The sequence below is a fragment of the Comamonas sp. genome (genome assembly GCF_036666375.1).
Taxonomy (GTDB): domain Bacteria; phylum Pseudomonadota; class Gammaproteobacteria; order Burkholderiales; family Burkholderiaceae_C; genus Comamonas.
Map to the genome: position 1 here is coordinate 10,157 of NZ_JAVWWA010000102.1, position 8,797 is coordinate 18,953.

The following is an 8,797-nucleotide window of genomic DNA, read 5'->3' on the forward strand; positions in this document are numbered from 1 at the left end:
GCGAGGTGGTCTTTGACCGCGACTTTTTGCGGCAGGATCTTGCGGTCCGAAAGCCAGTCGGCGGCCTTCTGGAATTTCTGCAGGAAAGCGGTGTCCTGCACGCCGTGGATCTCCCAGCGGCGCTGGTAGCTCGCCTGCTGGTCGCGCACCGCGTCGCTGTAGCCGGCTTCCTTTTGCGCCAGGGTCTCGGCCTCGAGCGCATGGGCTCCGGCCCATTGGGCTTCGGCGGCGTAGGCGGCGTTGACCGCGCGCACGATCTCGGCGTTCTCTTCGGAGAAGCGGCGCGTGGTGACAAAGGAGTTGAAGTCGATCAGAAAGTCGAGATCACGCCCTTCGAAGAACACGTCATGCGCCTTGTATTCGGCGCGTGCGATGTCGACGGCCGGGCTCCACATCGACCAGGCATCGATCTTTCCCTGGGCGAACGCCGGGCCGGCATCGGGCGGATTGAGGTAGACGAACTTCACCTTGCTGCGGTCTATGCCGTGCTTTTCCAGCGCCGCCACCAGCAGGAATTCGCCCAGGCCCGAGCGATTGACCGCAACCGACTTGCCGATCAGATCGCTGACCTTGTCTATGCCCGAGCCGTCCTTGGCAATGATGGCCGTGCTGCGCGGCTCGACCACGGCGAACTGGGTGAACACCAGCGGCGAGCCGGCCAGCATCGCGGCCAGCGCGGGCGTGGTGCTGCCGCCAAAACCAAAGTCGGCGCTGCCGCCGGTGACGGCCTGCAGCGAAGGCGCATGGTTGGGAAACGGGCCAATCCATTCGACCTTGATGCCGTCGCGCGCCAGCTGTTTCGCGAAATCGCCGCGCACCTTGGCCAGCAGCGGCAGGCCGCCGCGGCCCCAGCCCAGGCGCACGGTGTCGGTGCTGCGGCCGGGTCTGCGCCTGGCGCTCTGGGCATGGACGGGCAGTACGGCAGCGGCGCCGGCACCGATCAATGCAGCCTGTACCAGGCTGCGGCGGGAAGGGGAAAATGAAGCGTCGAAGGGCATGGTGGTCCAGGTGAAAGCAAGGAAATTCAGGATTAGGCGAGCGCGTCGGAGGCCACGCCCAGCTCGCCCAGCAGGCGTTCGCGCAGGGCCACGGCATCGGGGTGGGCGCGGTGCGTGTTGGCCTGTGGCGGCACCGCGTACTCGCTGGCGATGGCGCCGGCGCGCATCACCAGCACCCGGTCGCCCAGCGCCACGGCTTCGTCCACATCATGGGTCACGAGCAGCACGCCGGGCCGGTGGCGCGCGACCAGTTGCTTGACCAGGCCCTGCATGCGTATGCGGGTGAGCGCGTCCAGCGCGGCAAAGGGTTCGTCAAGCAGCAGCAGGCGCGGTTCGCGCACCAGCGCCCGGGCCAGCGCCACGCGCTGGGCCTGGCCGCCGGAGAGATTGCGCGGCCAGTCGTCAAGCCGGTCGCCCAGGCCGACTTCCGCCAGCGCGGCTTCGGCCAGCGGCCGGCCCGTGGCGTCATCGAGGCCCAGCGCCACGTTGCGCCACAGCGTGTCCCAGGGCAGCAGACGGTGCTCCTGGAACACCACGGCCGGCTGGCGCGGGCCGTCGATGCGGCCGCCGTCCACCGCGTCCAGCCCGGCCAGGGCGCGCAGCAGCGTGGTCTTGCCGCAGCCGCTTTCGCCCAGCAGCACGACAAACTCGCCGCGGCGGATGCGCAGGTCCAGGCCATCGATCACGGTGCGCTCGCCGTAGCGCCGGCGCAGGCCGTGCACATCGACGGCAATGTCGGCGCTGTTCATCGGCGGCCTCCCGCGGCGTAGTTGGCATGCCAGGCCAGCAGCCGGCGCTCGAGCAGGCGCGCCACGGCATCGGACAGCACCCCTATCCCCGCATAGATCAGTATGGTCAGCACGATCACGTCGGTGCGCAGGAACTCGCGCGCGTCCATTGCCAGGAAGCCTATGCCCGAACTGGTGGCAATGGTTTCGGCCACGACCAGCGCGAGCCAGGCCACGGCCAGCGCATAGCGCACCCCTGCCAGGATGGAGGGCAGAGCGCCCGGCAGCACGATGCGGCGTATCAGCTGGCCATTGCTCAGGCCGGTCACCTTGCCCAGCTCCAGCAGCTTGGGATCGACCTGGCGGATTCCCAGCACCGTGTTGATGTAGATCGGAAACATCACGCCCAGCGACACCAGGAAGATCTTGCCGCCTTCGTCCACGCCGAACCAGACGATCACCAGCGGCAGCACCGCCAGAAAGGGGACGGCGCGCACCATCTGTATGCTGCGGTCCAGCAGGGCTTCGGCGAGCCGGGAAAAGCCCACGGCCGTGCCCAGCGCAAAGCCTAGGCTGCCGCCAATCACGAAGCCGGTGGCGGCGCGCAGCAGGCTGGTGAACAGGTCGCTGATCAGCCGGCCCTGCTGTATCAGGTCCCAGGCCGTGGCCGCGATCTTGCTGGGCGCGGGCAGCACCTGGGGCGAAACCTGGCCGGCGCGCGCCGCGAGTTCCCAGATGAGCACCAGCAGGGCGGGCGCCAGCCACGAGATGGCTAGCAGCGCTGCGGCGCTCAGCCGCCGTGGCGACGGCCGGGCGCGCTCTGCATGATGGGCGGCGGCACCCGCAGGAACTGCAGGGGAGAACGGCAAGGAAGACATGGACTCTTTCCGATGGGCAAGAGCCTGCAGACTAGAGTCAAGTCATCCGAAATCGAAATAATTAAATCGTTCTAATATAGAAAAAATACATGTTTTGGGGGCTCGTCGCCCCGGGTGCGCTCGCCGTCGGCGCGCGCCGCGGCTTGCCTGGCGCTAGCTTGTTCGGTCCAGCCGCTCGGGCATTCCTTCGTCGTCTATCGAATAGGCCCGGCGGTCGCTGCCCACCTGTTTTGCGCGGTCGGCCAGGCGGGTGTAGAAGTCGGCGACTTCGCGCAGATCCTGTTCGTCGAGGTCTTCGATGCCTATCATGCGGTTGCTGGCGTGGCGGTTGGCGGCCAGCAATTCGTTGAGCTTGAGATGGACGGCCACGCTGTCCTTGTTCTGGCTTTGCTGGATCAGAAACACCATCAGGAAGGTCACGATGGTGGTCAGCGTGTTGATGACCAGCTGCCAGTTCTCGGAGTAGTTGAATGCGGGCCCCATCAGCGCCCAGACCAGCACCACGCCCAGCGCGAGGCAGAACATGGTGGGCGAGCCGGCCCAGCGCGTGACGCGCGAGGCGAAATGGTCAAAAGCGGTCTGCAGGCCGGAGTGGGTCGCGTACGAGGGGCTGTTGGTCGACGGCATGGAGCCCAGGGCATCGGTACCGTCAGGGGTGTCGAGTTTTTGTTCCGGCATAAGGCCTCTTCCTTGCGTCATGGGATATGCGGCCCCGGCCCTGCGGTGCAGGCGGGCAGCGATGGGCGATGCGCAGCACCGCGCTGTCTCTCTAGGAGGCGAGCGCCCATTTTGAAGCCGGTCCCCTGGCCATCAGGTCAGGAAGTCTGCCTACTGCGGGGAGGCCTAAGTCCTACATCGCCGCCACGCGCAGTTGACCACAGTGGCTGGGTTGGCAGCGAAGCGTCTTTTGCGTGCGACTTTTTTCCTTCTTCATTTGCCGGAGATGCCTATGTTTCAGTTGGAGGGCCCGTGGTGGGAGCTGCCGCTGCGCGCCAGCGTGGTGTACCTTGCGCTGCTGGTTCTGGTGCGGCTTTCAGGGCGGCGCACGGTGGGCCAGTTCACGCCGTTCGATCTGCTGGTCGTGATGCTGCTGAGCGAGTCGGTGTCCAGCGGCCTTGCGGGCAACGAAACCTCGGTGGGCGGCGGCCTGCTGTCCGCGGCAACGCTGATTGCGCTCAACGTTCTGGTGGCCGCGATCTCGGCGCGCAGCGCGCGCGTGCAGCAGTGGGTCGAGGGGCGGCCGGTGCTGATAGGGCGCGATGGCGTGATCTTCGAGGACGTGCTCAAGAAGCACCATGTGCCGCTGTGCGATCTGGAGCGTTCCCTGCGCGAGGCCGACTGCGATCGCCAGGATCTGAAATTCGCTTTCCTCGAAGCCGACGGGCAGATCAGCATACTGCAGCGCTCGGGGGAGTCGAGCGCGCCTATTGACCGATGAGCTAGATGCCGCCAACACTAGGGGTTGCAGGGGCGGGTGCGGCTTTCGCCGTCGACCTTCCCTGCGTTGTTCCACCAAGGGAAACCCCATGCAGTATTCAGTGCCCTCCATCACCACCGCTGTCGCCCTTTTGGCGCTGGCCGCGATCAGCCCGGTGCGCGCGGCGCAGCCCGAACCGCTGGACGCTGCCGCCAGCGACCCGGCACGGCTAGGCTGGATGGTGGGCGCGCCGCCGCCGCCCGACAAGCAACTGCGCTTCGACGACGGCAGCTACTTCCAGTTTCCGGCAATGCGCTGGAGCGTGGCGCACTTCCGCCAGTTGATGCCCACGCTCAACATTTCGCGCGGCCTGGGCGCGCCCGTGGCGCTGCCGCGCGCGCTGCGCAAGGACATCGACGGCCTGCGCTTTGTGCCGCTGGGCAGCCAGGCGCCCATGACCTGGGCCGAATCGCTTGCCGCCAACTACACCGACGGCATCGTGGTGCTGCACCATGGCCGCATCGTCTACGAGCGCTATTTCGGCGCGCTGGGCGAGCGCGGCCAGCACGCGGCGATGTCGGTCACCAAATCCGTCACCGGCACGCTGGGCGCGATGCTGGTCGCCGAGGGCAAGCTCGACGCCGACAAGCGCGTGGCCGACTATGTGCCCGAACTGGCGTCGTCGGCCTTTGGCAATGCCAGCGTGCGCCAGGTGCTCGACATGACCACCGGGCTGCAGTACAGCGAGGACTATGCCGACCCGAACGCCGAAGTCTGGGCGTTCTCACAGGCTGGCAACCCGCTGCCCAAGCCCAAGGACTACCAGGGCCCGCGTAGCTATTACGAATACCTGCAGACCGTCAAGCCGCAAGGCGAGCATGGCGCCGCCTTTGCCTACAAGACCGTGAACTCCGATGTGATGGGCTGGATCATTGCGCGCGCCACCGGGCGCAACGTCGCCGAGCTGCTGTCGGAGCGCATCTGGAGCCGCATGGGCGCGGAGCAGGACGCCTACATCACAGTCGATTCCACGGGCACGCCTTTTGCCGGCGGCGGTCTGAACACCGGCCTGCGCGACCTGGCGCGCTTTGGCGAGCTGCTGCGCAACAACGGCCGCTTCCAGGGCCAGCAGATCATTCCCAAGGCCGTGGTGGAGGACATCCGCCGCGGCGGGGATCGCGCGGCGTTTGCCAAGGCCGGCTACGCGCTGCTGCCCGGCTGGAGCTATCGCAACATGTGGTGGGTCACCCACCAGGACGACGGCGCGTTCATGGCGCGCGGCGTGCACGGCCAGCGCATCTACGTGAACCCGCAGGCGGCGGTGGTCATCGTGCGCTATGCATCGCACCCCGTGGCCAGCAACTCGGCAAACGATCCGACGACGCTGCCGGCGTTTGACGCGCTGGCAAGGCATCTGGGCAGGACGCCGCGCTGACGCCTGCGCGCCAGCTGCGGCCTGGCGCAACGGGTGCTGCCGGGTAAGATGGCGCGGCGCAGTGTTCGGGCGCGGGCTTTGGCCCGGTCGCAACTTCGCACTGCTCCCGCAAGAAGATGGAAGACAAGGCGCACGCCGGCAATCGGGCAGGTGATGCGTTGAGAAAAGCCAACTTGAGAGGACGACCGATGCTGATAGGTGTACCCAGCGAGACGGTAGCGGGTGAAGCCCGCGTTGCCGTGACCCCGGAGACAGTCAAGAAACTCAAGGCCCTAGGGCATCTGCTGCGCGTCGAGTCGGGGGCCGGTCTGGCCGCCAGCGTGACCGACGAAGCCTATGCCGCCGCCGGAGCCGAGATCAGCGATGCCGCCGGCGCCTGGCAGGCCGACCTGCTGCTCAAGGTGCGCGGCCCCACCGCAGCGGAAGTGCCCTGGCTGCGCGCCGGCAGCACCATCGTCGGCATGCTCAATCCGTTTGACCAGCCCGGCCTGCAGCGGCTCGCCGCGGCCGGCGTGACCGCCTATGCGCTGGAAGCCGCGCCGCGCACCACGCGCGCGCAGAGCATGGACGTGCTCTCTTCGCAAGCGAATATCGCGGGCTACAAGGCGGTGATGATCGCGGCCAATGCCTACCAGCGTTTCTTTCCCATGTTGATGACCGCCGCCGGCACCGTTAAGGCCGCGCGCGTGGTCGTGCTGGGCGTGGGCGTTGCCGGGCTGCAGGCGATTGCCACGGCCAAGCGTCTGGGCGCGGTGATCGAAGCCTCGGACGTGCGTCCCAGCGTCAAGGAGCAGGTCGAATCGCTGGGCGCCAAGTTCATTGAAGTGCCCTACGAGACCGCCGAGGAAAAGGAAGCCGCAGAAGGCGTGGGCGGCTATGCGCGGCCCATGCCCGCGAGCTGGCTGGAGCGCCAGAAAGTCGAAGTCGCCAAGCGCGTTGCCCAGGCCGACGTGGTGATCACCACCGCCCTGATTCCCGGACGCGCGGCGCCGGTGCTGGTCTCCGAGGAAATGGTGCAGTCGATGAAGCCCGGCTCGGTGATTGTCGATCTGGCAGCGGCGCAGGGCGGCAACTGTCCGCTGACCGAAGCCGACCAGACCGTGCTCAGGCATGGCGTGCTGCTGATAGGCGAGACCAATCTGCCGGCGCTGGTCGCGGCCGATGCCTCGGCGCTGTATGCGCGTAACGTGCTCGACTTCCTCAAGCTCATCCTGACGCCCGAAGGACTGCGGGTCGACCTCGAGGACGACATCGTTGCCGCCTGCCTGATGGCGCATCAGGGCCAGCTGCGGCGCGGCGCCTGATCGCCGCTCTTTATCCTTTCTGCACCCTCTTCGCTGACCTGGAGGTCCCATGGACGCTGTCTCCCCGACGCTGATCAATCTCATCATCTTTGTGCTGGCCATCTATGTGGGTTACCACGTGGTCTGGACCGTCACACCCGCGCTGCACACGCCGCTCATGGCGGTCACGAATGCGATCTCCGCCATCGTCATCGTCGGTGCCATGCTCGCTGCCGCGCTGACCGAAACCACGCTGGGCAAGACCATGGGCGTGCTGGCCGTGGCGCTGGCCGCGGTCAATGTGTTTGGCGGCTTTCTCGTCACCCGGCGCATGCTCGAGATGTTCAAGAAGAAGGAGCGCAAGCCCGCCGCTGCGAGCGCAGAGAAGAACGAAGGGGGCGCCCAATGAGCATGAACCTCGTCACGCTGCTGTATCTGGTGGCCAGCGTCTGCTTCATCCAGGCGCTCAAGGGGCTGTCGCATCCGACGACATCGATTCGCGGCAATGTGTTCGGCATGACCGGCATGCTGATTGCCGTGCTGACCACTGCGGCCTTGATCGTGCAGCTGGCCGGCGGCGCGGTGCTGGGCCTGGGCTGGGTGCTGCTCGGTCTGCTGGTGGGCGGCACGGCCGGCACGCTGATGGCCCAACGCGTGGAAATGACCAAGATGCCCGAGCTGGTGGCCTTCATGCACAGCATGATCGGCCTGGCCGCAGTGTTCATTGGCGTCGCCGCCGTTGCCGAGCCCTGGGCCTTCGGTATCACGGCTGCGCCCGTGGCCGCCGTGCTCGGTGCCAACACTCCCGCAGGGTCGGTGGTGTTCGAAGGCATGGTGGTGCCGGCCATTCCCTATGGCAACCGCCTCGAGCTGTTCCTGGGCGCTGCCATTGGCGCCATTACGTTCAGCGGATCGGTGATTGCCTTCGGCAAGCTGTCGGGCAAGTACAAGTTCCGTCTGTTCCAGGGCGCTCCGGTGCAGTTCGCGGGCCAGCACTGGCTCAACCTGGCGCTGGGTCTGCTGACGCTGGGGCTGGGCCTGCTGTTTGTCGCCACCGAGAGCTGGACCGCATTCTTCGCGATGCTGGCGCTGGCCTTTGTCATGGGCGTGCTGATCATCATTCCGATTGGCGGCGCCGACATGCCGGTGGTGGTGTCCATGCTCAACAGCTACTCGGGCTGGGCGGCGGCCGGCATCGGCTTCTCGCTCAACAACAGCATGCTGATCATTGCCGGCTCGCTGGTCGGCAGCTCGGGCGCCATCCTGAGCTACATCATGTGCAAAGCGATGAACCGCTCGTTCTTCAGCGTGCTGCTGGGCGGCTTCGGCGCGCAGGCGGTCACGGCTTCGGGCGCGTCCAAGGAACAGCGCCCGGTCAAGTCGGGCAGTGCCGACGACGCGGCCTTCGTGCTGGGCAATGCGGAAACCGTGGTCATCGTTCCCGGCTACGGCCTGGCCGTGGCACGCGCCCAGCATGCAGTCAAGGAATTGGCACAGAAGCTCACCGACCGCGGCATCACCGTCAAATACGCGATCCACCCCGTCGCCGGGCGCATGCCAGGGCATATGAACGTGCTGCTGGCGGAAGCCGAAGTGCCTTACGACCAGGTGTTCGAGATGGAGGACATCAACGGCGAGTTCGGTCAGGCCGATGTCGCCATCATTCTGGGCGCCAACGATGTGGTCAATCCTGCGGCCCATGTCAAAGGCAGTGCGATCTACGGCATGCCGATTCTCGAAGCCTACAAGGCCAAGACGGTGATCGTGAACAAGCGCAGCATGGCGTCGGGCTATGCGGGGCTGGACAACGAGCTGTTCTATATGGACAAGACGATGATGGTCTTTGGCGACGCCAAGAAGGTGGTCGAAGACATGGTCAAGGCAATTGAATAGCTGCGGTCAGGGCTGATCTAAAGGCGGCGCCCTCAGGGCGCCGCCTTTTTTGCCAAAGCGCAGGGCGAAAAGTGAAAAATTGATGAAAAATCATGGCCAGGGCTTTTCCCCTGTGCTACATTTGCACTCCGCTTCGAACACAGCGCTACCGGCAACGGCAGGCTG

9 protein-coding genes are annotated in these 8,797 nt (G+C 66.3%); 5 read left to right on the forward strand and 4 right to left on the reverse strand.

Going from position 1 to position 8,797, the window contains the following annotated elements; genetic code table 11:
- The 4 genes from RR928_RS19975 to RR928_RS19990 form a co-directional block, all read right to left on the reverse strand.
- Window positions 1–998 (reverse strand): NrtA/SsuA/CpmA family ABC transporter substrate-binding protein (locus RR928_RS19975; RefSeq protein ID WP_332539167.1); only part of this gene is annotated, 998 nt, incomplete at its 3' end.
- Between the two features lie 32 nt (window positions 999–1,030).
- Window positions 1,031–1,747 (reverse strand): ABC transporter ATP-binding protein, encoded by a 717-nt coding sequence (locus RR928_RS19980; protein ID WP_332683928.1) that lies wholly within the window; start codon window positions 1,745–1,747, stop codon window positions 1,031–1,033.
- A complete protein-coding gene (locus RR928_RS19985; protein ID WP_332539165.1) occupies window positions 1,744–2,604 on the reverse strand; it encodes an ABC transporter permease subunit in 861 nt (286 codons plus the stop codon). Before RR928_RS19985 ends, RR928_RS19980 begins: the two co-directional genes overlap by 4 nt.
- Window positions 2,605–2,757: 153 nt before the next feature.
- Window positions 2,758–3,282: a low affinity iron permease family protein gene (locus tag RR928_RS19990; protein WP_332539164.1), complete on the reverse strand. Its 525-nt coding sequence runs from the start codon at window positions 3,280–3,282 to the stop codon at window positions 2,758–2,760.
- A 271-nt stretch (window positions 3,283–3,553) separates the two neighbouring features.
- On the opposite strand from RR928_RS19990, the gene RR928_RS19995 reads away from it, so the two are divergent.
- The 5 genes from RR928_RS19995 (at window position 3,554) to RR928_RS20015 (ending at window position 8,632) form a co-directional block, all read left to right on the forward strand.
- Window positions 3,554–4,042 carry a DUF421 domain-containing protein gene (locus RR928_RS19995; RefSeq protein WP_332539163.1) on the forward strand — a complete coding sequence of 163 codons (489 nt, stop codon included), beginning with the start codon at window positions 3,554–3,556 and terminating at the stop codon, window positions 4,040–4,042.
- Between the two features lie 88 nt (window positions 4,043–4,130).
- Window positions 4,131–5,456 carry a serine hydrolase domain-containing protein gene (locus RR928_RS20000; protein ID WP_332539162.1) on the forward strand — a complete coding sequence of 442 codons (1,326 nt, stop codon included), beginning with the start codon at window positions 4,131–4,133 and terminating at the stop codon, window positions 5,454–5,456.
- A 188-nt stretch (window positions 5,457–5,644) separates the two neighbouring features.
- Window positions 5,645–6,760 carry a Re/Si-specific NAD(P)(+) transhydrogenase subunit alpha gene (locus RR928_RS20005; RefSeq protein WP_332549260.1) on the forward strand — a complete coding sequence of 372 codons (1,116 nt, stop codon included), beginning with the start codon at window positions 5,645–5,647 and terminating at the stop codon, window positions 6,758–6,760.
- A gap of 49 nt (window positions 6,761–6,809) precedes the next feature.
- A complete protein-coding gene (locus tag RR928_RS20010) occupies window positions 6,810–7,148 on the forward strand; it encodes an NAD(P) transhydrogenase subunit alpha (protein ID WP_213306871.1) in 339 nt (112 codons plus the stop codon).
- Window positions 7,145–8,632: an NAD(P)(+) transhydrogenase (Re/Si-specific) subunit beta gene (locus tag RR928_RS20015; RefSeq protein ID WP_332683934.1), complete on the forward strand. Its 1,488-nt coding sequence runs from the start codon at window positions 7,145–7,147 to the stop codon at window positions 8,630–8,632. The genes RR928_RS20010 and RR928_RS20015 overlap by 4 nt, the downstream gene beginning before the upstream one ends.
- Window positions 8,633–8,797 lie beyond the last annotated feature (165 nt).